Annotated in this window: 21 protein-coding genes and 3 pseudogenes; 17 read left to right on the plus strand and 7 right to left on the minus strand. The window is 58.6% G+C overall.

Translation table 11 applies throughout. From position 1 onward, the window contains the following. The first annotated feature begins 391 nt into the window (after positions 1 to 391). The 3 genes and pseudogenes from DWQ09_05875 (at position 392) to DWQ09_05885 (ending at position 2,610) form a co-directional block, all read left to right on the plus strand. The gene (locus DWQ09_05875; protein ID KAA3629761.1) at positions 392 to 688 is read left to right on the plus strand and encodes an antibiotic biosynthesis monooxygenase; all 297 of its coding nucleotides are present in this window, start codon (positions 392 to 394) and stop codon (positions 686 to 688) included. Between the two features lie 275 nt (positions 689 to 963). Continuing rightward, positions 964 to 1,507: pseudogene (locus DWQ09_05880) on the plus strand (transposase). 209 nt (positions 1,508 to 1,716) lie between these two features. Continuing rightward, the gene (locus DWQ09_05885; protein KAA3629762.1) at positions 1,717 to 2,610 is read left to right on the plus strand and encodes a universal stress protein; all 894 of its coding nucleotides are present in this window, start codon (positions 1,717 to 1,719) and stop codon (positions 2,608 to 2,610) included. 6 nt (positions 2,611 to 2,616) lie between these two features. Here DWQ09_05885 and mgtE read toward each other — a convergent pair whose 3' ends face one another. Both mgtE and DWQ09_05895 read right to left on the minus strand, forming a co-directional pair. Continuing rightward, the gene (mgtE, locus tag DWQ09_05890) at positions 2,617 to 3,960 is read right to left on the minus strand and encodes a magnesium transporter (protein ID KAA3629763.1); all 1,344 of its coding nucleotides are present in this window, start codon (positions 3,958 to 3,960) and stop codon (positions 2,617 to 2,619) included. A gap of 135 nt (positions 3,961 to 4,095) precedes the next feature. Continuing rightward, a complete protein-coding gene (locus DWQ09_05895; protein KAA3629764.1) occupies positions 4,096 to 5,433 on the minus strand; it encodes a dicarboxylate/amino acid:cation symporter in 1,338 nt (445 codons plus the stop codon). Positions 5,434 to 5,701: 268 nt separating this feature from the next. Between DWQ09_05895 and DWQ09_05900 the strand changes: the two genes are divergently transcribed. The 3 genes from DWQ09_05900 (at position 5,702) to DWQ09_05910 (ending at position 8,175) form a co-directional block, all read left to right on the plus strand. Continuing rightward, entirely contained in the window at positions 5,702 to 6,112 is a 411-nt protein-coding gene (locus DWQ09_05900) for a nucleoside diphosphate kinase regulator (protein KAA3629765.1), read from the plus strand. Between the two features lie 160 nt (positions 6,113 to 6,272). After that, complete coding sequence (locus tag DWQ09_05905; GenBank protein KAA3629766.1) at positions 6,273 to 6,974, plus strand: hypothetical protein; 702 nt, start codon at positions 6,273 to 6,275, stop codon at positions 6,972 to 6,974. Between the two features lie 58 nt (positions 6,975 to 7,032). After that, positions 7,033 to 8,175 carry a hypothetical protein gene (locus tag DWQ09_05910; GenBank protein KAA3629767.1) on the plus strand — a complete coding sequence of 381 codons (1,143 nt, stop codon included), beginning with the start codon at positions 7,033 to 7,035 and terminating at the stop codon, positions 8,173 to 8,175. Between the two features lie 38 nt (positions 8,176 to 8,213). Here DWQ09_05910 and DWQ09_05915 read toward each other — a convergent pair whose 3' ends face one another. Further along, complete coding sequence (locus DWQ09_05915) at positions 8,214 to 8,558, minus strand: hypothetical protein (protein KAA3629768.1); 345 nt, start codon at positions 8,556 to 8,558, stop codon at positions 8,214 to 8,216. Between the two features lie 286 nt (positions 8,559 to 8,844). Between DWQ09_05915 and DWQ09_05920 the strand changes: the two genes are divergently transcribed. From DWQ09_05920 to DWQ09_05930, 3 genes and pseudogenes are all read left to right on the plus strand, one after another. Continuing rightward, positions 8,845 to 9,612 carry a 7-alpha-hydroxysteroid dehydrogenase gene (locus DWQ09_05920; protein ID KAA3629769.1) on the plus strand — a complete coding sequence of 256 codons (768 nt, stop codon included), beginning with the start codon at positions 8,845 to 8,847 and terminating at the stop codon, positions 9,610 to 9,612. A gap of 22 nt (positions 9,613 to 9,634) precedes the next feature. Next, a pseudogene (locus tag DWQ09_05925) lies at positions 9,635 to 10,927 on the plus strand (class C beta-lactamase-related serine hydrolase). A gap of 363 nt (positions 10,928 to 11,290) precedes the next feature. Then, positions 11,291 to 11,836, plus strand: coding sequence for an HdeD family acid-resistance protein (locus tag DWQ09_05930; GenBank protein ID KAA3629770.1), 546 nt, complete (start codon positions 11,291 to 11,293; stop codon positions 11,834 to 11,836). Positions 11,837 to 11,905: 69 nt separating this feature from the next. On the opposite strand, the gene DWQ09_05935 is transcribed toward DWQ09_05930, so the two are convergent. Next, on the minus strand, positions 11,906 to 12,145 hold the full coding sequence (locus tag DWQ09_05935; GenBank protein ID KAA3629771.1) for a hypothetical protein: 240 nt from the start codon (positions 12,143 to 12,145) through the stop codon (positions 11,906 to 11,908). 185 nt (positions 12,146 to 12,330) lie between these two features. On the opposite strand from DWQ09_05935, the gene DWQ09_05940 reads away from it, so the two are divergent. The 7 genes and pseudogenes from DWQ09_05940 (at position 12,331) to DWQ09_05970 (ending at position 21,051) form a co-directional block, all read left to right on the plus strand. Further along, positions 12,331 to 13,935, plus strand: coding sequence for an MFS transporter (locus DWQ09_05940; GenBank protein ID KAA3629866.1), 1,605 nt, complete (start codon positions 12,331 to 12,333; stop codon positions 13,933 to 13,935). A 593-nt stretch (positions 13,936 to 14,528) separates the two neighbouring features. Next, on the plus strand, positions 14,529 to 15,977 hold the full coding sequence (locus tag DWQ09_05945) for a catalase (GenBank protein ID KAA3629772.1): 1,449 nt from the start codon (positions 14,529 to 14,531) through the stop codon (positions 15,975 to 15,977). 232 nt (positions 15,978 to 16,209) lie between these two features. Next, complete coding sequence (locus tag DWQ09_05950; GenBank protein ID KAA3629867.1) at positions 16,210 to 17,355, plus strand: MFS transporter; 1,146 nt, start codon at positions 16,210 to 16,212, stop codon at positions 17,353 to 17,355. 11 nt (positions 17,356 to 17,366) lie between these two features. Beyond that, positions 17,367 to 18,626, plus strand: coding sequence for a cytosine deaminase (locus DWQ09_05955; GenBank protein KAA3629773.1), 1,260 nt, complete (start codon positions 17,367 to 17,369; stop codon positions 18,624 to 18,626). 129 nt (positions 18,627 to 18,755) lie between these two features. Then, on the plus strand, positions 18,756 to 19,535 hold the full coding sequence (locus DWQ09_05960; GenBank protein KAA3629774.1) for an SDR family NAD(P)-dependent oxidoreductase: 780 nt from the start codon (positions 18,756 to 18,758) through the stop codon (positions 19,533 to 19,535). A 5-nt stretch (positions 19,536 to 19,540) separates the two neighbouring features. Then, a pseudogene (locus tag DWQ09_05965) lies at positions 19,541 to 20,437 on the plus strand (NADPH-dependent oxidoreductase). Between the two features lie 44 nt (positions 20,438 to 20,481). Further along, a complete protein-coding gene (locus DWQ09_05970; protein ID KAA3629775.1) occupies positions 20,482 to 21,051 on the plus strand; it encodes a DUF1275 domain-containing protein in 570 nt (189 codons plus the stop codon). A 25-nt stretch (positions 21,052 to 21,076) separates the two neighbouring features. On the opposite strand, the gene DWQ09_05975 is transcribed toward DWQ09_05970, so the two are convergent. Then, on the minus strand, positions 21,077 to 22,312 hold the full coding sequence (locus DWQ09_05975) for an MFS transporter (protein ID KAA3629776.1): 1,236 nt from the start codon (positions 22,310 to 22,312) through the stop codon (positions 21,077 to 21,079). A 155-nt stretch (positions 22,313 to 22,467) separates the two neighbouring features. Next, complete coding sequence (locus tag DWQ09_05980) at positions 22,468 to 24,177, minus strand: HAD-IIB family hydrolase (GenBank protein ID KAA3629777.1); 1,710 nt, start codon at positions 24,175 to 24,177, stop codon at positions 22,468 to 22,470. 699 nt (positions 24,178 to 24,876) lie between these two features. On the opposite strand from DWQ09_05980, the gene DWQ09_05985 reads away from it, so the two are divergent. Further along, on the plus strand, positions 24,877 to 25,806 hold the full coding sequence (locus DWQ09_05985; GenBank protein KAA3629778.1) for a DMT family transporter: 930 nt from the start codon (positions 24,877 to 24,879) through the stop codon (positions 25,804 to 25,806). Between the two features lie 60 nt (positions 25,807 to 25,866). On the opposite strand, the gene DWQ09_05990 is transcribed toward DWQ09_05985, so the two are convergent. Beyond that, positions 25,867 to 26,007 carry a PEP-CTERM sorting domain-containing protein gene (locus DWQ09_05990; GenBank protein ID KAA3629779.1) on the minus strand — a complete coding sequence of 47 codons (141 nt, stop codon included), beginning with the start codon at positions 26,005 to 26,007 and terminating at the stop codon, positions 25,867 to 25,869. Positions 26,008 to 26,011: the final 4 nt, after the last annotated feature.

Below are 26,011 nucleotides of genomic sequence, written 5' to 3' on the forward strand. Positions count from 1 at the left end.
CATCTCTAGGCACAACAGGTGGGCCATCGCGGGCATCGCTGCCTTCGTTGGCGTGCTTCATCCCTTCGTATTGCGATACCGGAAATAAATGAGAAAAAGATAGAAAAAACAGGGTTTACTATTTGGATGGTGCCTGCGAGCTGAAACATAAACCTGTCCCGTTGTCCTGTTCAGCAAGGACCCTATGTCAGAAAAAAGAGTCTCAGTTTGGACGCTGGAGCGGAACTCAAGCTGGATTCTACGGCATCGAATGGCTACCGCGCAGGGTACCGGGCTGTGAACGACCTCTGGACTTGGTTAAAAAGGGTGTTTATTCTTCCTATACCCGATTTCTGCCGATGATTTCACTATCGATGATTTCATAAAGGGTAGAGGAGCGAGAGTTGGTGCGATGTTCGTGACAATTGTCCAGTTTCCGCCGGTTAAGGCCGGAAAGTCGGCTGAGTTTCGTGAGTGGTTCGAGTGGTCGAACAAGCAATATGCCGAACACAAGGGATTCATCAGTCGCCGTTTGTTGAAGCCGCACGGGGGTGGGATGTTTAATTTTGTGGGTTTGGTAGAGCATGAGAGCTACGAAACGTTCTCGGCGATGCGCACCAGCCCGACACAGGCCGAGGTGTGGAAACGTGTCGAGCCACTGTTTGACGGTGAACCCAAGCCAGCTTTTTACGAAGTGATTCTCGGGTAGCAAAGAACCGGTACTCTGAAACCCCCTGGGGGTTGGGCGAGTAGGGTGTTTAGGAACCTCTGAACAACCCTCTCATCTAAACAGACCTAATCAGAGGTTCCCTAGCTTATTGCGCCCCTTACCCTTTCCCTTCCATACGGACCAGAGAGTGGAATCATGGCCAGGATGGCACGGGTCGCGTCGTACCGAGGTATTCCCATCACATCACACAGCGTGGCAAGCGGCTCCAGTAAACGTTCTTCAGTGACGCCAACTACGCATACTATGTTGAGCTCGTGGCTGAGTTTGCGCGGGCGAAGCGCACCGCGGTCTGGGCCTACTGCCTAATTCCCAATCATGTCCACCTGTGATGGTGCCGGAACAGGTGGATGGATTGCGGGCAATACTTGCCAAGGTGCAGCGCCGCTAGAGTCGCCGAATCAACTTTCGCGAGGGTTGGCGAGGCCATCTCTGGCAAGAGCGATTCCATTCGCGTGTCATGGACGAGCGCTACCTATTGGCGACGGTTCGTTATGTGGGGAACAATACGGTCGCGTCATGACGGTGTACCAGGCCGGAACAGTGGCGGTGGTCCGGGGCGAAGGCCCATAGGGACGGCCAGGACGATGGTCTGGCTCGAGTCTGCCCGCTGCTGAGCTGCGTACCCAACTGGGCGAAATACTTAGCCGGTGCGGATGAGGCGGTCGGTAAAACGGAGTTGATCAGACGCTATAAGCGCACCGGCAGGCCATTGGGCAGGTAGAAAAGTTAGAGTCGTTGAGAGGCAGCTCATTGGTTGCGAAGAAGCCAGCTCCAGCCGCTGGCGAGCAAGATAGGTAAACTGTCCCCGAAACTCCCCATCAAACTGATGACAGAAACTGACATCATTCTGCTCAGTGGGGGCACGCAGTCAGGACGATGGGATCAGGATTGGGTACGCCCTGGTGTGATTTCTCTTAAGCCTTGAATAAACGTGCCAGACGGGAGGGCCCAATAGTGGACTGTTGCAGTCTGTGATAAATGTGGCGTAATCATAGGGGAGTAGTGTAATGGATCAGACAAGAAGCATCGTTGCTGCTGTGAGCCAGTTCCCGCAGGATGACCCGGTGCTGGCGCGCGCCGCGGAGATTGCCCGCGCGCACCGGGCACGACTCACCATCGTTCATGTCATCGACAGTCTCACCGGTTTTGATTTTGCGTCCATGGACCTGAGGCGCATCCAGCATCAAATACGGCTCACCGCCCGCAAAAACGTCGAGACCGCGGTTGAAAAACAGGTAGTCGATGTTGCCGAGATCGATATTCGTATCGAGACCGGATCGCCGTCCCTGCGCCTGATCGAGCTGATCGATGAGATCAACGCCGATCTGGTCGTGATGCGGGCGCATCAGGGCGACTCGATTCTTGCGAAGCTCATTGGTTCGACGACTGATCGGGTGGTCCGCGCAAGCCGTGCACCGGTGTTGGTGGTCAAACGGCCGGTCACGCAAGCCTATCAACGTGTTGTGGTCTCCATTGACACATCCGATGACTCTGGTGAGGCGGTACCCTTCGTCGCTGCGTTGTTTCCGTTGGCCGGGCTGCGCCTGATCCATGTCGTGGAGATCCCGCTCCAGTTCGAAGCTGCGATGCTGCATGCGGGCACCGGTCAAAGTGTAGAGGCCCATCGCGATGCCCTGATCCGCAAGGCGAAGGCCTCCCTGCGCGATATGTCCAAACAGCTGGCCCATCGCCCGATACGAAGTACGGTGCGGGTCGTTGCCGGCCATCCGGCGAAATCCCTGGTGCGGGCGACATGGAGCCCGAAGGTGGACCTGATTGTGCTGGGTCCCGGAGGCACGGGCATGATCCGGAGGATGCTGCTTGGCAGCGTCACCCGGCGGGTGCTGCGGAGCGCGGCCTGTGATGTTTTGATTTGTCGCACGGCCCTAGAGGAGGAATAGCCTGGATCAGGGGCTCAGCACTATCGTTGCAATCGAGAAATAGACCAACACGCCGACTGCATCCGATATCGTCGTGACCAGCGGCGCACTGGCGGTCGCGGGATCGAGCCGCACACGGCTCAGCAGGAACGGCAGCGACATCCCCACCAGGCTGCCGATGATGACCACCAGCACCATCGTCAGCCCCACCACCAGCGCGATATCGGACCCGCCGCGCAGCACCCCGATCGGCGAGACGATAAGCGCCATCGTTGCCCCCAGCGCCAGCGCGATCATAAGTTCACGCAGGATCAGCTCGCGCCAGTCTTTCAGCGCCACATCGCCCGTGGCCAGCGCGCGTACCATCAGTGTGGCCGACTGCGACCCGGCATTGCCGCCACTGTCGATCAGCAATGGAAGAAAGAATACCAGTGCTACATAGGCCAGAATCATGTCCTCGAAGAACGCGATCCCCGCGCCCGAAAACAGATTGCCGAACACCAGCAACGCAAGCCAGAAAATTCGCTTGGTGTAAAGCACACCCATGCCCGCCTCGCGCATACTCTGCGAAAAGGGGAGAACGGTGGCGATCTTCTGGAAATCCTCCGTCGTCTCCCGTTGCATTACATCCGCCGCATCGTCATGCGTGATGATGCCGATCAGTCTGCCATCCTCATCGATAACCGGCAGCGCCAGCAGGTCATAATGCGCAATCATCCGGGCCACTTCCTCCTGGTTCATATCCAGCGTGACGGATACCGGGGCAGGGTCCATGATCTCTTCGATTCGCGTGTCGGCAGCGGCCAGAATCAATTCATGCAGCCGAATAGAGCCGATCAGCCGGCGGTCGGCGTCGAGGATATAGGATCGGTAAATGGTCTCCTTCTCGGGGGCCTCACGCCGCAGCAGTTCGATGGCCTCACGTGCCGACATGCGTGCGGAAAGCGTCGCATAGTCCGAGGTCATGACTGCCCCGGCGGTTCCTTCGGCATAGGCCGACAAACGGCGGATATCCTCGCGTTCCTCCCGCGCAAGGTCGCGTAACAGCCGCTGCTGCTGCTCCGGCGTCAGGTGATTGAACAGGTCAGCGCGATCGTCAGCATCCATCTGGGTAACGATCTCCGCCAGATCTCCGCGAGTCAGCTGTCCGACGAGCTTTGCCTGAACATCAAACGGTAGATAGCTGAATGTTTTGGCCCGCCGGGGCAGGGGCAGCGCCAGAATTTCTCCCTTCGCCAGGTCGCGTGGAAGCCCCGCAAGCCAGGCAGCCAGATCAACCGCATGCGCCGTCTCGACGAAATGGCGGAGGGTTTCGTCGGGGGCATCGGCCAGGGGTATAGGGTCGCCCAGGTTCGCTTCGTTCTTTTTCATCAGTCCGTATCTCCGAACAGCATCTGATATTTCCAATCAGGGGCGCTTGATCAAGCCACCAAGTGCGGGGTCGATCCGGCTTATTGGAGGCTCATGAGACCCGTGAATCTCGGCCGTTCCGAAAAAGGGCTTCCCTCAGGTTACTTCCGGCAGTGGCTGCGTGGGCTCACCCGCGGCAATCTCCTTACCGATCCAGCGATCCATCACGACACACGCGGTCAGGTCACCCGTGACATTCACCGTGGTTCGGCACATATCCAGGATCCGGTCGACACCGAGAATCAAGGCAATGCCAGAGATGGGAACACCGACGCCTTGCAGAATAGTCGCGAGTACGACAATTCCCACGCCCGGCGTACTCGGTGTGCCGATGGAAGCGCCGACAGTGATTGCGATGAGTAACAGTAACTCACTCAATGTAAGATCGATGCCGAACACCTGGGTCAGGAACACAGCGGCCACCACTTGATACAGCGCAGTGCCGTCCATGTTGATCGTCGCGCCCAGGGGGATGATGAACTGCGCGATGGATTTGCGCACACCCAGCTTCTCGTGCGCCGTTTGCATCGACAGCGGCATCACCGCGGCGGAGCTTGAGGTGGAAAACGCCAGCAGCTGTGGTTCCCGAATTGCGCGCAGGAAGGCGCCCGGTGTCTTTTTTGCCGCAAACACCACGATCAATACATAGATTCCCAACAACAACAGCAACCCCAGTAACACGCTGGCCACATAGACCGACATACCGAGAAGGGCGTCGATGCCTACGCGAATCGTGATGTCGCACAGCAGACCGAATACGGCCAGGGGCGCGATCGTCATCGCCCAGTTGACGATTTTCATTGTCAGGGCCTGGATGCTGCTTAACAGGTCGAGGACTAGTTTGTTCTGACGTTTTTCCAGTGCGATCAGCGCCACGCCGATAAAAATGGCATAGACCACGATGGCGAACATGTCCTTGTCGATAAGCGACCTGAAGGGATTGGCGGGGACCAGACTCGCGATGCGTTGTGGGAGACTGATATCTTGCGCATCGACACTGGTCGTTGTCACGGTATGCGGAGTATCACCAACCATGGATTGCACCAGATCAGCAGCGATATAATGACCGGGACGCAATATTGTCGCCACAGTGATACCGAGCACCACGGCGATAACGGTTGTGGTAATAAAATAAGGCACGATTCGCACACCGGCTTTTTTCAGAAAAGATGCATCACCACTGGAGGTAATGCCGAGAATAATCGAGGAGATCACCAGCGGAATGACGACCATCTGGATCATTGCCAGGAACAATTGGCCGGGCACTGCGACCCATTGGGCCACGTTGTAAGCCGTTTCTTCGGGTAACAATGCGACACCGGATGGCGATAGAAGAAGTCCCAGTCCGATGCCCAGCACCATGGCGACCAACACCTGTTGCCATAGATGTGTGCGTAGGAGTAAAGGTTTTTGGGGTTTTCGGTGTCTTTGCATGCCGTCGGTTTCCTGTCCGCACCGGTAGGGCTTCTAAGCCTTGTCGAATAAGTCTAAGATAGGCCCTTACTTTACTCGGGCGTATCGAGAAGAGGTCTTAATTGCCCCGCACCCTTCCCCGAGTGGTAAAATCCGCTGTAGTGCACAGGGGAATCACACCATTACCGTCGCTGCCAGAACCTGAAGGCAGATGCGTTTTCTAACGGACCCAAATCTTAGGTTAGCCGATTTGGGTTGTCTGCAGTGAACTGAATTATGAGACAATCTGATGAACACTAGGCCAGGAATTATACTGACATCGCAGGATCTGAATCGCCTGGAGACGCTGCTTGATGCACTACCGACGGACGCCTTTCCGGGCAAGGTCGAGCTGCGGGCGGAACTCGATCGTGCCGAGGTCGTCGAGCCACAGGACATCCCGCCCGATGTGGTGACCATGAACAGCAGGGTGCGCTTTGCGCTGGAATCGGGAGAAGAGTTCTCCCTGACACTGGTGTACCCGAAGGATATGGATGGCAGCGCCGACCGTATCTCGATAATCGCACCCGTCGGCAGTGCGCTGTTGGGGCTGTCTGCAGGTGAACACATCGAGTGGCCCCGGCCGGGTGGCGGAATACTGAAGGTGCGTCTTGTGGAAGTCGTCTACCAACCCGAGCGGGCTGGTGACTTCCACCGCTAGCGCGCAATTTTGAAACGCCAGTGAAGGTTATACCGGCACTACGTAGCGGGTATGCCCCAGCGTCGGGATCATCCGCCGCGTCTGCCAGGGCGCGGGTTCGGCATGCGGTTCGACACGTTCTGTCTCGTCGGCGAGATGATCGCCACCTGTATTGAGCAGAATGGATACAAGACCCGGGCCTTCAACTGCGGAGAAGAACACGACCGACTTTTCGACGCGCGTTCACCGTGGGGTTCTGATCGTCCTCCAGGTCATCATGGCGGTGGAATTGATACTGGTGTTCTATGAGCGGCAGTGGATCAACGCGTTCCTGATCATGACGATCATGGCGATCACCCTTTCACCCGCTGTGCTTGGTCACCGGTTCCGGGTGTACATTCCCCCGGAGTTTCAACTGCTGGCCGTGGTATTCGTGTTCGCGGCGTTATTCCTGGGGGAAATCCACAGCTACTATGCGCGGTTCTGGTGGTGGGATATCGCGCTGCACACCAGTTCCGGGCTGCTGATGGGGATTCTCGGTTTTCTGCTCGTCTATGTGCTCAACGAGAGCGAAAACATCGACGTTCATATGCGGGCGCATTTCGTGGCGTTGTTCGCGTTTTTGTTTGCCGTGACGGTCGGCACGCTATGGGAGATCTTTGAATTCGCTATGGACCAGATCGTCGATACCAATATGCAGAAACCCATGCTCGGGGATCCATCGGGACTGACCGACACCATGTGGGATATGATCGTCAATGCCCTGGGCGCCCTGGCAATCAGCGCGCTGGGCTGGTGGTATATGAAACGCGACGAACGCTCTTTCATCGAAGCCTGGATTCGAAAGTTCATCGAACGCAACCCTCGGCTGTTCCGACATTGAACCGGCGAGACGGGGCTTGTGACATGCCTTATAGAAAGCTATTGGAGGTACCACGACCATGAATTCACTTGCACAGGATTACCCGGCCATTCTCTCTGGCGATCACCAACCGCCCTGTCTCTCCCTGTATCAGCCGACATATAGACAACACCCGGACAATGCGCAGGATCCCATCCGCTTCCGCAACCTGGTGAAGAAGATGGAGGAATCATTGCGGCAGAAATACCCGAAACAGAAAATCAAGTCGCTTATGCAGCCGTTCGAGGCTCTGGCTGAAGACCGGGCTTTCTGGAATCACACTGGGGACGGGCTCGCGATTCTGAGTGCGCCCGGGTTGTTCCGTGTTTATAGGCTGCAGCGCCCGGTTGCCGAACTGGTGGTTGTCGCCGACAGTTTTCACACCAAACCGCTGATGCGCATCGCACAGTCGGCCGACCGCTACCAGATTCTTGGTCTGAACCGGCGGGCGTTCAAGGTGTTCGAGGGTAATCGCGACGCGCTGGACGAAATTCTGCCGATCGAAGGCGTACCGCAATCGACTGCCGAACTGCTGGGCAAAGAGGCCGACGCTCGTGAAGGTGCGCATCGCACCTACGGGCCTACCGGCGGCGCCACGGGACATGGCACCGATGTCAAACAGGATGCCGCAGACCGTGACACCCAACAATTTTTCCGCGCGGTCGATCAGGTGGTGTTGCAACATTGTTCGCAACCCTCAGGGCTGCGTCTGATACTGGCGGCGCTACCCGAGCACCACAATCGGTTTCGCAGGATCAGCCGCAACCCGTTATTGATAAAAGAAGCGCTCGACGTTCACCCGGATGATCTGTCGCTCGATGCGCTGCGTGAACGTGCCTGGCAACTGGTGCAACCGTATTACCTCGAGCGGCTGGCGGGTCTGGTGGAAGCCTTTGGCGCGGCCATTGCAAATGGGCAGGGCGCGGATGAGCCTGGCGACATTGCCAGGGCCGCCATCGCCGGGCGAGTCGCAACACTGTTGATCGAGGCCGACCGTTTGATTCCTGGAGTTATCGATGTTGCAAGCGGCGATATCATCCCCAGTGATCTGAACCATCCGGAAGTTGACGATGTGCTCGACGACCTCGGCGAGCACGTACTCAAGGCCGGTGGCGAGGTTGTGATCGTTCCCGCCGAGCGAATGCCAACGAAGTCCGGCGCTGCTGCGATCTATCGTTTTTGATCGTCTTTTGAAAGCCGTTCTAATGACGCTCTTAAGATCTATTCCGGCAGTGTGTAACGGGCATTCACCAACTCTGTAATCATCCGCCGTGTCTGCCAGGGTTCGAGGTCGGTACGCCGCTCGGCACGTTCCGTTTCGTCGGCGAGATAATCATCCTTGATTGCATGGCGGAACCAGCGCGAGTAATCGCCGCGGCGGAGGTGGTACATCCAGGTCGCCTCATCGATGCCTTGGGCGGTCTGGCAGAAAACCATAAGATTTTGCGCCTTCAGGTTGTGCTGGTTATCGGGGCCGCGGAAATAGAAACGGTGCCAGCGCAGGTCGCCTTCTGCGTACTTGCGGAGGTGGCGGATGCGCTCGGCCCGCCCGCGCTGTGCCTGCATCGAAAACGGTGGCTGTCCATCCCGGACAAACCAGACGACGACATTAGTTGGTTGATACGACAGACCTTCCGGCCACGTCAATGGCTGGTCCGTTGCAAGCACCACTTATTGCCCGGATCAATCAGGCGATAGCACACCAGCGTCTAGAGCGCATTCAGCCATGAAGTACCCTTGCGCGCCGGGCGCACCAGCGCATAACGACGTTCCGAATGCCAGGCCGGACGGCCGGGTCACGAGGTTTGGGCGCAAGGGCTAACTCAGCCTTAAACTGCAGAAGGAGAAGGCCATGTATGACCCGAAACACTTCAAGGTTGAAGGTGACGCCGCCCTTGTAACAGGTGCAGGTGCAGGAATAGGCCGCGCGATTGCGACGACCCTGGGGGCCGCAGGAGCACATGTCATGGTCAGCGACCTTGATCTGGAGACGGCGCAGGCTGTCGCAGACGAGATCACAGCGGCAGGGGGACAGGCGGTTTCCAGCGCCTGCAACGTGACGCGCGCGGAAGATCTGGCGACGGTGGTCAGCGCGACACTCAAGGCGTTTGGCAAACTGAGCATCCTTGTGAGCAATGCAGGCGGCGGTGGGCCCAAGCCGTTTGATATGCCGATGGATGATTTCCGCCGAGCCTATGAGCTGAATGTGTTTTCGTTGTTTCGGCTGGCCCAGCTTGCCGCGCCGGAAATGGAAAAGGCGGGCGGCGGTGCGATCCTTGCGATCACGTCGATGGCTGGAGAGAACGCCAACCAGCGCATGGCATCTTACGGATCGTCCAAGGCCGCGGCCAATCATTTGATCCGCAACATCGCCTTCGATCTCGGCCCCAGGGGGATCCGCGTCAACGGCATTGCGCCAGGGGCGACCCGCACCGATGCGCTGAACGCTGTCCTGACGGGCGACATTGAAAAGGCGATGCTGGGACATACCCCGATAAACCGCCTGGGGGAACCGCAGGATATGGCGAACGCGGCTCTGTTTTTATGCTCGAACGCGGCGTCCTGGGTATCTGGTCAAATCCTGACGGTATCAGGCGGCGGTGTGCAGGAACTGACCTAGGAGACTTTGGATGAACAAGCTGATGACGGCGGCCATGGCCGCGACACTGTCATTCGGAGGCTCGGTCATGGCGCAAGACACTCCGCTGGACGCGGCCGCATCGGACCCTGTCACGATGGGCTGGATGCAGGGTTTCCCGCCCGCACCCGCGATGACGATCCGGTTTACGGATGCGGATTTCTTCTCGTTTCCCAAACTGCGCTGGACGGTCTGTCATTTCCGCGAACTGATGCCCACCGTTTCCGTGCCCAATGCCAGTGGATCGGTCAGCATGCTGCCCGCCGATCTGGATGCGGGTATCGACGCGGTTGAATTCAAGGTTCTGAACAGTGACGAGAAGATGACCTTCGATGCCGCCTTTGATGTCAACTATACCGACGGCCTTTTGGTGCTTCACCACGGGCGCATTGTCTATGAGCGCTACGATGGGTGTCTTACGGAAAGCACGCTCCACGGCGCGATGTCCGTCACCAAGAGTATCACTGGCCTGATGGCCGAAGCATTGATCGCCGAAGGCCGTCTGAATGAGACCGCACCGATGTCCGATGTCATCCCCGAACTGGCCGACAGCGCCTTTGGAAATGCGACCGTGGTACAGGTGTTGGAGATGACGACTGCGCTGGATTATTCCGAAGACGAAAGTGATCCGGATGCAGAGTTCTGGCGGTTCGCCGAGGCCGGAAGCCCGTTGCCCAGGCCCGAAGGGTATGAGGGGCCGCGCAGCTATTATGAATACCTGATGACGGTGCAGCAGAACGAGGACGCGCATGGCGATGCCTTTGCCTACAAGACCGTGAATTCGGATGCAGTCGGCTGGCTGGTCGCACGCACGACGGGTGTGTCGGTGGCGCAATATCTGTCCGAGCGTATCTGGCGCCGGATAGGCGCTGAGCGCGAGGCGTTCTATACGGTCGATTCAATCAGCACACCGTTTTCCGGGGGTGGGTTCAATGCCACGCTGCGCGACATGGGGCGCCTTGGGCAGTTGATCCTGCAACGTGGTAAATGGAACGGCAAACAGGTAATTCCTGCGGCGGCCATCGATCGCATCCGGCAGGGCGGCGACCACGATGCCTTCACCAGGGCAGGCTACGATTTGCTGCCCGGCTGGACCTATCGTGGCCAGTGGTGGGTCAGCCATGACGACAACGGTGCATTTGCAGCACGCGGCGTTCACGGCCAGACGATCTGGATCGACCCGACCGCTGACATGGTCATCGTGCGGTTCGCGTCCCACCCTGTGGCGAATAATGCAGGCAACGATCCGACCTCCCTGCCCGCATACCGTGCCGTGGCCGCGTATCTGATGGCGCAGGACGACGCCCCGATGCTGGTCGGACGCGAATGGCTGATCGAGAATATTGCAGGGCGTGGTGTGATCGACCGCAGTCCCGCCAGTCTGCAGTTCCTGCCCGATGGCTCTCTGGCGGGCAACACCACATGCAACCGTCTGATTGGGTTGTTCGAAGCGGATGAAGGCGCACTTACGCTTGAGTTGACCGGCACCACGATGATGGCCTGTCCACCTGCGATGGCCAATCAGGAACAAAACCTGCTGGATTTTTTGGCACAGGTCATATCGTACAGCGTCGATGATACCGGCGCATTGATCCTTGAGACAGCGCGTGGAGAAACCATCACAGCGCGTCGTCGTTAGAGTATCAGGAAGGGAAATACCATGGAAACGACGTTGAGTTTTCTTGCACGAAACTGGGGGATCGTTCTGTTGCGGGGCATTGCAGCCATTGTGTTCGGAGTGGCCGCGTTCCTCTGGCCGGGCCTTACACTGGCTGTGCTGGTGTTCATGTTCGGGGCCTATATCCTGGTGGACGGTGTCTTTGGCACGATGGATGCGATCAGATATCGCAATGACAAGGAGAATTGGCGGGTCCGGCTGCTCGATGGTTTCCTGGGCATCATCGCCGGTGCATTGATGTTGCTGATGCCCGGTGTGTCGGCCTTCGCGTTGCTGATCGTTGTGGCCGTATGGGCGATACTGGGTGGGGCACTGCGGATTTTTGCAGCGATCCAGCTGCGCAAACAGATCGAGGGGGAATGGATTTTGATCGTAAGCGGTCTTTTGTCCATCGCGTTCGGCGTGGCGATCATTGCACTGCCGCATGCCGGTCTGGTATCGATCGCATGGATCATCGGCTTTTGGGCCCTGGCCTTTGGTGTGTTGTTCGTGTTGCTGGCCTTTCGGTTACGCAAAGCCACTGATTAAACTTTCGACGCCGTGTCCTCAGACATGATCGAAAAGGCATCTGATGAGCTTTATCGATTGCACCTGTCTCTATGCGCTGCCCTTGTCCCGTGGGCTGCTGTTCTTCGTGACGTCGCTCACGCCGACGCTGGAAGCGCACCACTGGTTACCGAGCGTCACGATGTCGCGTAGCGTTCCGTAATCGCCCTCTGGATCGATAACACAGACCTGGTAGTCCTTCTCGATGAGACGCCCGTCGACGCTGGCGGTGAGCGTGGGCTTGCCGCAGCCGGATAGACCGGCAGCGAATTGGCGATTGCGGTGAGGCAATGGCGATCACGGGATACCCGTCAACGGTGCTTGGAAGCTCCGGTCATGTATAGCGATTCCTTTGAGGAGCGCTTCTACCGCGATATCTACCGCCAATCAATCCGCTACCCCGAAAACAACTTTCAGAATCTATTCGACAGCGCTCGTCGTTAGTGGCACTGTTGTCATTTCACCGCCGTTCTAGGATACGCTGGGTGAATCCTTTGAAAAATGTCTCGGCGCTAGCCGAGGCCTTGCACCCGTTGCGCCATCCGCCCTATGCGGTGCTGTGGACGGCAACGGTTGCCACCAATATCGGTTGGTGGATGTATACCGCTGCAGTGGCTTGGCTGATGACGGACCTCAGCGTTGATCCGTTGATGGTCTCGCTGGTGCAGGTCTCGTCGAGTCTGCCGATGTTCCTGCTGGCGCTACCGGCAGGTGCTCTGGCCGACATCGTTGACAAGCGGCGCCTGCTGATTTCGGCCGAATGCGGCATTTCCGTTATCGCGGCGACTTTCGCGGCTCTTGTCTGGCTCGACCGCATCACACCGGTCACATTATTGATCTTCACCTTCCTGCTCGGCGCAGGCGCTGCGATCGTTACGCCCCCGTTGCAGTCAATAGTCCCGCTTTTGATCAAGCGCAAAGAAGAGCTTCCTGCGGCTGTAGCACTCAACAGCGTTGGCATGAACATCAGCCGCGCCATTGGTCCGGCGTTAGTGGGTGTGCTGACCGTTGGCGTCGGAGTCGCCGCACCGTTCTGGATTAATGCGGTCGCCAACATTGGCAGTATCGGCGGATTGCTGTGGTGGCGCCCACTGCAGAAGAGGAGCAGTCGGTTGCCAGCGGAACGCTTTCTTGCCGCGATCCGAACAGGTGCCCGTTACGCACGCAACAATCCACCTCTGCGTGCGACATTGTTCCGCGCGATAGGATTCTTTCTGTTCGCAAGCGCCTATTGGGCCTTGTTGCCGCTCGTTGCACGCATGCAGATCGGTGGCGGCCCTACGCTCTATGGGATCTTGCTGAGCGCGATTGGCGGCGGCGCCATCGTCGGCGCCATGATACTGCCCAGGCTCCGGGCCAACTTCACTCCTAACGCGCTGGTCGCAGGCGCGGCAATGGGCACCGCCCTGGCGCTCGGGATGTTCGGCGTTGCATGCGAGCCGTGGACCGCGCTTGTCGCGAGCCTGCTGGCCGGTAGCTGTTGGATCACCGCGGTCTCGAGTCTGAATGTTTCGGCGCAGTTCTCGTTGCCCGATTGGGTGCGCGGGCGCGGACTCGCAATCTACGTCACCATCTTTTCCGGCGCGATGGCGCTCGGCAGCGCGCTTTGGGGATGGCTGGCCAGCGTTATCGGTCTGTCGATGACACACTTCGTTGCAGCGGCGTGCGCGCTGCTTGCAATTCCGCTGACGCGGCGCTGGAAGCTGCAGGGGTCCGGCGCAATCGACCTTGCGCCTTCGATGCATTGGCCGGCGCCCATAGTCGCGGATCAAATCGAAAACGAGGCTGGCCCTGTGTTGGTCACCATCGAATACACCGTGCTTCCGAACCAGCGCGAACCGTTTCTCGCCGCACTTGATCGCCTGTCGGCTCAGCGCCGGCGCGATGGGGCTTACGCGTGGGGCGTGTTTGAAGACACGGCGGAGCGCGGCAAATTCATCGAAACTTTTTTGGTCGAGTCATGGCTCGAGTATCTGCGCTTACACAAACGTGTGACCAGAGCCGATCATGCGGTGGAGGAGCACGTTCACAGCTTCTTGGTCAGCGAGCCGATAACCAGACGTCTGGTCACGCCCGCATGATCCCGAATCAATGATCCAAGGCGAAACAGCTTCGTCCGCAAAAACAGCGTATGCATGGCAGCGTTTTGGTTTTCTTGAGGCACCGAAGCCGTCAAGGAGATCGTACATGCATACGCCAGCTATCTTGGCGCAAGTTATGCAATGTTGTTTACCCCTCATGCATGCTGCACGCTGCTGCGCCAAGGCCGGTCATGATATCGATCGAAAAGTACCAGGATAGGAAGCCGCAGCAACGAACGACCACTATGTACGTTGGCGCACAGACCAGCCGGTAAATTGCCCCGTAGTCTGTGGTCATGGGTCGATTGGACCAACCTCCACTGTCTATCAAAGCGTGGCCTGATTCAAACGGGCGACGGTGAATAAGTAAAACTGTGTGCTGTGTATAGGCAGGAACAAAGCCCGCCGTTGGCCGGATGGTTTGCCAGCGAAGCTCACGCGGGCCTGCAATTCGCTGGTCGGCAATCAGACCGCTCGGTTGTCGACAGTCGATCGCTGCGCGCGAATACATTCAGAGCAGAGACATACACTCATATACCTCTCTGCGGGACACGATCTATTCCTGCTCATCAACATATCCAGGAGTCACAGCGATGACTGACAAAACCAAACCCACGACCAATGATGCCGGTATACCGGTTGCGAGTGACGAGCACTCGCTGACGATTGGCGCGGATGGTCCGATCGTATTGCACGATCACTATCTGCTCGAGCAGATGGCAAATTTCAACCGCGAACGCATCCCCGAACGTCAGCCCCATGCCAAGGGCGGCGGTGCATTCGGCCACTTTGAAGTCACCGGCGATGTCAGTGCGTATACCCGGGCCGCCGTATTTCAGCCCGGCACGCAGACCGACACGCTGATCCGCTTTTCCACGGTTGCCGGGGAACGCGGCAGTCCCGATACCTGGCGTGATCCACGTGGGTTTTCGCTCAAGTTCTACACCACCGAGGGCAACTACGACATGGTCGGCAACAATACGCCGATCTTTTTCATTCGAGACCCAATGAAGTTCCAGCATTTTATCCGATCACAGAAGCGCCGGGCGGACAGCGGTCTGCGCGACCATGATATGCAGTGGGATTTCTGGTCATTGTCACCGGAATCGGCGCACCAGGTCACCTGGTTGATGGGTGATCGCGGCATCCCGAAAACCTGGCGGCACATGCACGGCTACTCCAGTCATGCCTACATGTGGGTCAATGCCAAAGGCGAGAAGTTCTGGGTGAAATATCACTTCAAGACCGACCAGGGGATTGAGTTTCTGACCCAGGCCGAGGCCGATCGTCTGGCCGGCGTGGATGCCGACTATCATCGGCGGGATTTGTTCGAGTCGATCAAGAAAGGCGATTTTCCGAGCTGGACTTTGAAGATGCAGATCATGCCGTTCGAAGACGCCAAAACCTACCGCTTCAATCCCTTTGACCTGACCAAGGTCTGGCCACACAAGGATTACCCGCTGATCGATGTCGGCAAACTGACCTTGAATCGTAATCCAACCGACTATCACACCGAAATCGAGCAGGCCGCGTTCGAGCCGAACAATCTGGTGCCCGGAATCGGCTTGAGCCCGGACAAGATGCTGCTGGGCCGTGTCTTCTCCTACGCCGACGCGCACCGTGCCCGGCTCGGCGTCAATTACAAGCAGATTCCGGTAAATCGACCCCAGGCGCCGGTTCACAGTTACAGCAAGGACGGAGTCATGCGCACCGAGAATGTCACCGATCCCGTGTACGCGCCCAACTCATACGGTGGCCCGAAGGCTGACCCGGTACGAGCCGCCGAGGCCGGGCTGTGGCATGCCGACGGTGATATGGTACGCAAGGCCTATACCTTGCGAAAAGATGACGACGACTTCGGCCAGGCAGGCACGCTGGTTCGCGACGTGATGGACGCCGCGGCGCGCGACCGGTTGGTGGGCAATGTCGTCGGTCACCTCAAGGCCGGTGTTTCCGCACCCGTGCTCAAGCGGGCCCTCGCATACTGGCGCAAGGTCGACAAGGATCTGGGGGATCGGATTGCCAAGGACGTGCAAGGCTAGCGGCTCAACCGACTACGGCATGCGCAACTGTGGCCTATTGGTGAAGATCTGATTTGACGCGGCTCGCGTCAGCTTGACCCTGGCAGGTCGAGTCGCCCCACGGACATCGACGAAATGCGCCCTTGCTCCGACAGGAATGAAACTAAAACGAGTCGCAGCTAGAGAGAGCACGATGTCCGCAGTTTCCCCATCTAACGAAAAGCAGACCCTTCCATTGTTGGTCTTCGGCCTGATGGCCAGTGTTACCTTTGTGGGTATTCTGTCAGAGCTGGTGCCGTCGGGTATTCTGCCGCAGATGACCGAGGGGCTGGGCGTTGAGGAAAGCGAGATCGGTTTTCTGGTCGGAGTTTATGCGTTGGCTTCCGCCATTGCCGCCATTCCCCTGATCAGCGCCACCCTGGCGGTCAACCGCAAAACGCTGCTGATGGCGCTGCTGATCGGCTTCGCGGCTTCCAATATCGTCGTTGGTCTGTCGTCGTCCTATGCGGTCATCATCGCCTTCCGCATTGTCGGCGGCATTTGCGCGGGTGTGATGTGGCCGATGATCGCGGCCTACGGCACGCGGCTGGTGCCCGAAAACATGCACGGCAAGGCCATCACGGTCATCATGTCGGGCAACACCCTGGGCATCAGCATCGGCCTGCCGGTGATGACGACGATCGGCCTTACATTTGGCTGGCGCAGTGTCTTCCTGGCTCTGGGCGTGATTGTCGCTGTCATTGCCGTGCTGGCGTATTTCTATTTGCCTGCGGTGAAAGGTGAGAAGCTCAGCAGGAGCAATTCGCCCCTGGCGGTGCTGAAAATGCCGTCGATCCAGATCGTCCTGCTGTTGACCTTTTTGTCAGTCGCGGCCCACTACGGCATCTACACCTACATTACCCTGCTGGTGGAGATGATCGGCTTCGCGGGCGGTATCGGCCTGGCGCTGCTGATCTTTGGCATCGGCTCGGTCATCTCGGTCATTGTTTCCGCGAAATACATTGACGCTTATCTGCGTCCTCTGATCGTCAGCATGCTCGCCATCGGCGCGATTTCCATGGCCATGTTCCTGGTCTTCAGGGGAACTATCGTTGTCTCGCATGCCGCATTTTTCCTTTGGGGCCTGGCCTTCGGCCCGCTGGTGACGATGTACCAGACCGCCGTCAGCAAACAGATCGAAAAAGCCAAGGATGTCGCGACTTCATTGCAGTCCAGCATCTTCAACCTGTCGATCATGATCGCCACCTGGGTCGGTGGTATGTTCCTGAATGATTTTCCGTCATCTGGCGTCAAACACATCGTGGTCATGTCACTGGTCTGCTTTATCCTGGCCATCATCATCGCGCTCCTGGCTAAACACACCCTGCGGTCTTCATCAGCTGCAGTTGTCAATCCGTAAAGGAGAAAGCCATGAAGAAATTCACCAACGCATTGATCTACCGGCAGCACGATGAAGCCAGCGAGATCCTGGTCGATAAAGGCGTCATCAAACAGATCGGCAAGAATCTGCCCAAGGCGGACGAGGAAATCGACCTGCAGGATCGCCTGGTGGTCCCGCCCTATGTGGATGCCCACCTGCACCTGGATTACGTGTATACCGCCGGCAACGAGGGTGCCACGAACACCAGCGGCACCCTGTTCGAGGGCATCGCCCGCTGGCACGATGTCAAGAAAACCCAGACGCTCGAAGACGCCAAAGAGCGTGCGCTGAAGGGCATCGGGGAAGAGGTTTCCAGAGGTGTTCAGTTCATCCGCACCCACATCGACGTGGATGATCCCACACTGACCGGACTGAAGGCGATGCTGGAAGTCCGCGAACAGCTCAAAGACAACGTCACCATTCAGATAGTCGCATTCCCGCAGGAGGGCATGTACGCCTACAAGGGAGGTGACGAGATGATCGAGGAGGCGCTGAAGATGGGCGCGGACTGTGTCGGATCCATCCCGCACTTCGAGTGGGCACGCGAGATCGGCGAGAAGTCCATCCACCGCACCGTTGAACTGGCCGTCAAGCACGACAAACTTATCGACGTGCATTGCGACGAGACCGACGACGTGATGAGCCGCTTCGTCGAACTGCTCAACGCCCTGGTGATGGCCGAAGGGATTGGCACGCGCACCGCCGCCAGCCATACCTGCTCGTTTGGCTCGGCGGACAATGCCTACGCCTTCCGCATGATGGGGCTGTTCCAGCGCTCGGGGCTGAACTTCATCTCGCTGCCAACCGAGAATGCCTATCTGCAGGGCCGCCAGGACACCTATCCCAAGCGCCGCGGCCTGACCCGGGTGAAGGAGTTCTGGGAGAGCGGCATCAATGTGTGTTTCGGCCAGGACTCGATCAATGACCCCTGGTATCCGGCCGGCAACGGCAACCTGATGAACATTCTGGACAATGGCATTCACCTGGCACAGACCATGTCGTTCGACGAGCTGGACCGGTGCCTGGACCTGATCACTTACAATGGCGCCCGGACCTTGAACGTGGACGACCAGTACGGTATCGAAGCGGGCAAGCCGGCCAATTTCCTGGTGCTGGACGCCAGTTCACCGTTCGAAGCCGTGCGCCAGCGCGCCGGCGTGCTGGCATCGATCCGCCACGGTGAATACCTGTTCAAGCACCCCGACCCGAGCTACGAGATCGCGCTCGATGTTTTCAGGAAGACGAAGTGATATGGATGTGAAATGGACGTTCGAATCATCGGTTCGGGGACTAAGAGAGTAGTCAATCTACGGATGAGATCAGGAATGATGCGATAGCGCTTCATTCGACGTCACCGACGCTTTGATAGGAGAATAAACATGAGCATCGAAGGAAAAGTGGTTCTTATTACCGGCGCGGGCCAGGGCATCGGCCGCGCGATTGCGCTCAGACTGGCAAAGGACGGCGCGCACATCGCGATCGTGGATGTCAACGACGAGACGACGAATGCAGTCGCGGATAAGGTCAAGAAATTGGGCCGTAAGGCAACGACCTTCAAGGCCGATGTCACGAAACGCGACGATGTCTATGCCGCGATCGAGCACGCCGAGAAGGCGCTCGGCGGTTTCGACGTCATGATCAACAACGCCGGAATCGCGCAGGTTCAGCCGCTCGCCGATGTCACGCCTGAGGAAGTGGACAAGATACTGAAGGTCAACGTCAACGGCGTGCTGTGGGGTATCCAGGCTGCGGCAAAGAAATTTCAACAGCGCAAGCAGAAGGGCAAAATCATCAACGCTGCATCCATCGCCGGACACGATGGCTTTGCCATGCTTGGCGTCTACTCCGCGACCAAGTTTGCGGTGCGGGCCCTGACGCAGGTGGCGGCGCAGGAGTATGCCAATGCCGGGATCACGGTCAACGCCTACTGCCCCGGCATCGTCGGTACCGATATGTGGGTAGAGATCGACAAGCGGTTCGCCGAGCTCACAGGCGCGGCGGTGGGCGCGACTTACGATAAGTATGTTGAGGGTATCGCGCTCGGCCGGGCGCAGACGCCGGAGGACGTCGCCGCGTTCGTGTCGTTCCTGGCGGGACCCGATTCTGATTACATGACAGGACAGGCCCCTCTCATAGATGGTGGACTGGTGTACCGATAGTCCGAATGAGCCCATACCCCATCGCTGTAGTGATCGGCAGTCTTCACCGTGATTCGTTCAATCGCAAGCTCGCGACTGCAATCGCTAAACTTGCGCCGCCAGAGTTCTCGTTCAACCAAGTCGAGATCGGCGACCTGCCGCTCCACAACCAGGACGACGGCGCAAACCAGACCAAGGCCGTCAAGCGCTTGAAAGGTCAAATCAAGACTGCCCGGGGGTTGCTGTTTGTCACAGCTGAATACAACCGTTCCATTCCGGGCGTGCTCAAGAACGCGATCGACCATGCCTCGCGCCCTTATGGAGAAAGCGTCTGGGCGGGCAAACCGGCCAGCGTGTTGGGTGCCTCGATCGGCACCATCGGCACGGCGGTGGCGCAGCAGCATCTGCGCACCACCCTTGCATATCTGGACGTGCCGACGCTGGGACAGCCCGAAGCATTCATCCACACCAAGGAAGGATAATTTGACCCGTCAGGCGACATCGGTGCAGACAGCAGGAAGTTCCTGCAGGAATGGATGAATCGCTACGTCGCGTGGGTGATAAAACATGCCGGCAAAAGACGGAGCACAACCACTTCAGAAAACGCAGATTACAAATTAGCGGCACTCCTGTCATGTGTTCGCCGTTCAAAGTTACGCCGCGTGAATCCTTTAACAGACTTCTCTGTGTTAGTTGAGGTTTTTGCACCCCTTACGCCATCTGCCCTACGCGACACTGTGGACGAAAAAGCTTGTCACCAGGTTGGACACCGCTATGGTGTTTTGTGCAGGTCCAGACTGAAGTATGCTGCATCCGGATCAACGCTAAAGCGGTACGGATTCAACTCTCCACTATTTTTTGGGTTACACTTTTCATCTCCTGCCCCCCCCAATGTGGCTCTGCCACTTGCTGTGTGCTTTTAACACCTAGGGAACCTCGCGAACATTGAGCTTGGGCGGGTCAGTGCATGATGTCTAGCTTGGGTTGGGCGGAAGCGGGAGTGCGTCATGACTGTCGAATGGTTAGCTTCGATATGCACGCCACTGCGATAGACTTTTGGAACTGCGACCGATCAGGTTCCCGAATCACACCTGAGCCGCATTTTCCATTGGTTGAACCATGCTCGATTACGACAAGAAACGGATTGCTGCTGGCGCTTGCCTTCGCTGTCGGCTACATAGATGCCCTCAGCTACCCCGGGCTCAGTCGCGGGTTCACCGCGAACATGACGGGAAACACCGTGCTGCCTGGCGTCGCACTCGCACTCACGCTCGAGCCGCTCCTCCTGTTCGCCTTTACCTCTGGCTGGTACCCGGCACATGATACGTTGGCGAGCGAGACCACGGCGGCGGCTCTGGTCATGCTGTCGGCGCTTGCCATGGGGGTGAAGAGCACGACAGTCAGTCGACTGGAAATCACGGTCATCGCTACCACCTATCTCATCGGTACGCTCACGAACCTGGTCGCGCGCCTGGTGGAGCGAGCGCACCGCGAGAGCAAACCGTTTCGACACAGCGCTCTGCTGCCTGCCGTATGAATCGTCTACATTGGCGGCGCGGCGGTCAACCCGATTCTTGCCTCGGATCGAGATCTATGATCACAGCGGTCGATACCGGCGCGATGCCCACGCAATGCGACTGCTCGCGCACCAGGGGAGCCCTCTCACTCGCGAACGAATGCAGCGCCAACAGCAGCAACAGCCCCAGCGCGGCGGCAAGGAACAGGAACAACCCCGACGGCCCAAGCAGAGTGATCGCCGCGCCGCCGATGGCCGGCCCGGCCACTGCACCCAGGCCGTTTGCAAGCAGCAGTAGTGAACTTGCCGGCACGATCTGGTGCTTGGCGAGCATGTCATGCGTCAGCGCCAGACTCAACGGATAGATGCAGGCGGCCAGTGCATAGAACAAGGCCACGCCGCCATAGAGATGCATTGACGAACGTTGGCCAAAGGCGGCAGTGAACAGCGCCATGCCCACGGCAGCGCCCGTAACGCACACGATTACCAGGCGGCGCGGCAGGTAGTCCGACAAATACCCCATCGGCCATTGAACCACCATCGCCGCGAGGATCGAGATGCCCATGAAGACGGCAATTTCCTCGACCGTCAAGCCCATTTCATAGCCGTATACAGGGCCGACGATCCCGAATGCTCCCAGGACGACGCCGCTGACCGCAGCGCCGCCCAGTCCCAGCTCCGAGCGGGCCCACAGAACACTGAAGGCGAGCCTCTTCCCACGCTTCATCTGGGGCGGCGTTGACCGGGTCAGTGAGATCGGCACGAGCGACAGAATGATGAAGATAGCGGCGATCACGAACAGCCCATACATGCCGGGGTCACCAAGCGCTACGATGAACTGCCCACTCGAGGCCGCAAGGAAGAAAAGCACCATGTAGGTGGCCAGCAGGGAGCCTCGCGACTGCGGCGTCGCGTGCGAGTTGATCCAGCTCTCCGTCACCAGCATCAGTCCGGCGATGCAGAACCCAAGTACCAGTCGGAACAACATCCATCCCGGTATCGAGACATGCAGCGGGTGTGACAGCGCGGCCACGGCCGCGATGCCGGCGAACACCGCGAAAGCCCTGATGTGACCGACGCGCTGGACGATTCGTATGCCAAACAAACTGCCCAGGACGAAGCCGAGCGAGGTCAGCGCCAGCACGATGCCGATGGCGCCGGGTTCGTAACCTTCGATCTCCAGGCGCAGCGCGGCGATGGTTCCAAGGGACGAGTTCCCCATCACCAGCAGGACAAGGCTCGCAAAGAGCGCGACGATGGCGAGGGCAGATTGCGGGATCATGGTCAAGCGTTTTCCTGATTGCCAATGTGGCTCAACCAGTGAACCAGTAGGGTGCGCAAACCGGCATTGCTTGGTTTTCCAAGGAGATAAGCGATGCCGAGGAACGAGGTGCAATTTCAGCGGGACATGGGTGCTCGACGGCGGCTTCCAGCCTTCTATTCCGGCAGTGTGTAACGGGCATTCACCAACTCTGTAATCATCCGCCGTGTCTGCCAGGGTTCGAGGTCGGTACGACGTTCGACACGTTCCGTTTCGTCGGCGAGGTAATCATCCTTGATTGCATGGCGGAACCAGCGCGAGTAATCGCCGCGGTGGAGGTGGTACATCCAGGTCGCCTCATCGATGCCTTGGGCGGTCTGGCAGAAAACCATCAGATTTTGCGCCTTCAGGTTGTGCTGGTTGTTGGGGCCGCGGAAATAGAAACTGTGCCAGCGCAGGTTGCCTTCTGCGTACTTGCGGAGGTGGCGGATGCGCTCGGCCCGCCCGCGCTGTGCCTGCATCGAAAACGGTGGCTGCCCATCCCGGACAAACCAGACGACGACATTGGTCGGTTGATACGACAGACCTTCCGGCCACGTCAATGGCTGGTCCGTTGCGTCAGCGAATTTCCTGAGAGTCTCTTGCGGCGAATGGCCGATGGCCACAACCACGTCGATCGGAGTGAGGATGGCCGGCGCCACATGGTCTGGATGCACGGTGACCAGGATGGTCTCCTGGAGCTGTTGCGGCAGCACGGCTGCGGCGTGACCCCAGGTGCTGGGCAGCATATGGTGTGCCTCGTCCACCACCAGCCAGTGCGGCCGCCCGGTGCGGGCGCGCATGGCCTGCAGGTTCGGTATGAGCTGGGCGAAAAAATTCGGTCGATCATCCAGCGGAATACCGAGGAGATTGACGCCCACATTGATCTTCGGATCTTCGAGAATCGACAACACTTCGCCGACGCTGGGAGCGCGCCACTGGTTACCGAGCGTCACGATGTCGCGTAGCGTTCCGTAATCGCCCTCTGGATCGATAACACAGACCTGGTAGTCCTTCTCGATGAGACGCTCGACGACGCTGGCGGCGAGCGTGGATTTGCCGCAGCCGGAAGGCCCGGCAACCAGCATGTTGTGGCCGTAGGGCGGCAGTTGCACCGTGGTTGCATCCGCGCGTTTCCCGAGCAAAATTAAATGTTGTGGAAGTGTACCTGCCAGTCGGCGTAAATCGTTGGCGATCAACTCATCGATCAGTTCGATAACCCCGTTACCATTCTCGGCCACCGTCACGAAGTCGGCGATCGCCTTGATGGAGGGTGCCGCGTTGGCCACCGCCACGGCGCATTCACAGCGTTCCAGAAACGAATGATCGTTTTCCGCGTCACCGATGCCCACCACCTCGTGGCGCGAAAGCCCCAGTTCGCGCAGTGCGTACTCAAGCCCAGTTGCCTTGTTGACGCCGGCCGGCAGTATCATGACCGCGCCGCGATTACCGATCACCTGGGCCTCGAGGCCGAGTTCCCAGATGACGTCCTGAACCGCCGCACGGTGCGGTGCGTGCGTCGCCACCAGCACCTGTCCGATCTCCAGCGGATCAACCCCGCGCTCCTGCAGGCCCTGTATCAGCAGCTTGGACGGTGGATTGGCGAGTTGCGTCTCTTCCCTGCTTGCGGGATCGTAGACGATGGCGCCGTTTTCGGCGACGACGATGTCGAACAGCTGCGCGCAGGGACAAACCGCCAGCAGATCGTCGAGCCGGCGACCTGTGACCAGGATTGTCCGCCTGCCGGAAACCCTCACGCGCTCCAGGGCGCGTGCCACCTGCTCCGACACGCTGTCATCCGAGGCCAATGTTCCATCGTAGTCAGTCACGAGTGCCAGGTAACGCATATCGTTCACCCATTATCTGTTTGATGCCATTAGGCGTCGGACGGCAACGTATTTGTGACGGCCTGAGTATGTGTTGACGGGAATCAAAGTACGCTGAACGTCTTCTGATTAAGGAATCACTGAACACGACTTAATCAGAGGTTTCGTAAGCATACATTTTGTTGCGTGTTTTGGACACGCCACCAGATGATCAGGAGAAGAACGCAGAATCATCTGATCGGCTGCGGGCCGGCGCCACGCAGGTTGTCCGGCACTGCGTAGGCTTGAGGCTGTGCGTTTTTTTTGAGAGGGTGTCGAGGTGATGGCTGGTTCCTTCCGTTGGATTCCAAGTTCGGTGCCGACCACCACCATGGAAGAAGCCGGGCTTTAGAATCTCTGAAGTTTTGATGCAAAATTTGTAATAGGGTGGGGTAATTGAATCGATGCGCGCTTCTGCGTGCAATCCACGCATGAATATAACCGAACAATCCTAACAGTGGCATTTCCCATGATTTCAACACTTGTGACCACCGCAACACCCGCGCCAGTACTGAATATTTACGGGCTATTCGCAATCGGGCGGGAGTAATGCGGATCGTGTTCAATCGCGCAGGCGCGGTTGGTGGAATAGGTGTGGTTCGGAGGCATTGCCAGCAGATGTCACTCGTAGTGATCGCGGGCAGGCAGGTAATCTGAGGTTCTGGTTTGACAGCTATTCCCATGACTCCACGCACTTACCGCGCCGACGCTCTGCTGCTCTTGGCCGCCCTCATCTGGGGCACCGGCTTCGTCGCCCAACGTCTCGGCATGGAATCGGTCGGCCCCATGCTCTTCAACGCGCTGCGTTTTACCATCGGCGCGCTGGTGCTGTTGCCCTGGGCGATCCGCGCGCAGCGATTCGAGGTATCAACTCACCGCACCCGCGATAGCCTCAACGCTGGTTTGCTGGCCGGCGGTGTGCTTTTCATTGCCGCCGGATTGCAGCAGGCGGGCCTGCTCTGGACCAGCGTCGCCAATGCCGGGTTTATCACCGGTCTCTACGTACTCTTCGTTCCGCTCCTGGGCCTGCTCGCCAGTCACCGTACGCCGACAGGCACTTGGACCGGTGCGATCCTCGCGGTCGTCGGTCTTTATTTTCTCAGTGTGACCGAAGATCTCGCCGTTTCGTTGGGTGATGGATTGCAACTCCTAGGCGCAGTGTTCTGGGCGGTGCATGTACTGGTGCTGGGCCGCTACTCGCGGCGCGTACCGGTGATTACGCTGGCGTGCGTGCAGTTCGCAGTCTGTGCCCTGCTCAGCCTGGCGGCAGCCCTGGTATTCGAGCCGATCTCCCTGGCGGGTATCGGCGCAGCGATGGACGCGGTTCTCTACAGCGGCCTGCTGGCGGTGGGGGTGGGTTACACGTTGCAGGTGGTCGGCCAGCGCAACGCCCCGGCCGCCCATGCGGCGATTCTGCTCAGCCTGGAAGCGGTTTTTGCGGCGTTGGCGGGTTGGATCGTGCTCAATGAGGGGTTGAGCTGGCGGGGGGTCCTGGGCGGCGCGCTGATGCTGGCGGGGATGCTGATCGCACAGCTGGCGCCCCTTTTGACGCGACGTCGGTTGCGGGCTCAGGGATTGCCGGCTGAGCAGGGCAGAGAAACCGTGGAATGAACCTCGGACCGATGGCGTTGGCCCGGAGTGTCGGCTCGGCACGATGCGATCAGGCGGTTCTCAGTCTTTTTTCTTGTAACGTTTCGCGACGATCAACCCTACCACCCCGATGCCCAACGGTGCGAAGGCGCTGGGTTCGGGCACCGAGACCGCCTCCGTCGCGTGACTGAGGGCGGGTGAGGCGAGGGGTAGCAGTCCAATAGTG

Source organism: Pseudomonadota bacterium (assembly GCA_008501635.1).
In the GTDB taxonomy this organism is placed as follows: Bacteria; Pseudomonadota; Gammaproteobacteria; order QQUJ01; family QQUJ01; genus QQUJ01.